This is a genomic window from Protofrankia sp. CiP1_Cm_nod2, from assembly GCF_920664355.1.
Taxonomy (GTDB): Bacteria; Actinomycetota; Actinomycetes; order Frankiales; family Frankiaceae; genus Protofrankia.
Map to the genome: position 1 here is coordinate 1 of NZ_CAKKTL010000399.1, position 649 is coordinate 649.

1 protein-coding gene is annotated in these 649 nt (G+C 78.6%); it reads right to left on the reverse strand.

Going from position 1 to position 649, the window contains the following annotated elements:
- Nucleotides 1-613 (reverse strand): TIGR02679 domain-containing protein (locus tag NBW84_RS23930; protein WP_250287603.1); only part of this gene is annotated, 613 nt, incomplete at its 3' end.
- Between the last annotated feature and the right edge of the window lie 36 nt (nucleotides 614-649).

Sequence of the window (649 nt, forward strand, 5' to 3'; positions counted from 1 at the left end):
CCCTGGCCGCCGCGAGGCAGAGCGTCGCCAGCGGCCGGGTGTCGTCGAGGGCGTGCGCGTCCCCGGTGGCCGTCGCGGCCAGCCGGCCCAGCGCCACGCCCGGCGAGGGCAGCGCGGCGAGCACCCGCAGCAGGTCGGCGACGAGCGCAGCCGCCGCCTCGGCGTCCCCGGCGGTCAGGCGGCGCAGCATGCCGGTGGCGTCCAGCCAGGACCGCCAGGCGGCGAGTTCGGGACGTCGCGTCACGAGGGCGTCCAGCGGGGCGTGCGCCTGTGACCACGCCGCGGCCTCGGAGGCGGCCCGCGCCGCCCGGTCGGGGACCGCACCGACGAGGAGGCGCACCGCGGCTGTGAGGCCGTCCGGCGCGGCGCCGCTGGTCCGCAGCATCGTGTCGATCTCGTCCAGGGAGACCGTCAGGGACGTGCCCGCCCCGGCCCGCCGCCCCAGCAGCCGTTCGGCCGCCCGCCGCTGATCGTGGCTGGCGCGGGCGAGGGTGACTGGTCCGGTCAGCGGGCGGCCGAGCTCCATCCGGCGCCGCATCCGGTCGAGCAGCCAGGCGGTGTGCTCACCACCGAGCAGCCGTCGCAGGCGTAGGACGTCCCCGGACTGATCCATGCGTGTCCTGCCCGGTCAGCAGACGGCCGACGGCCG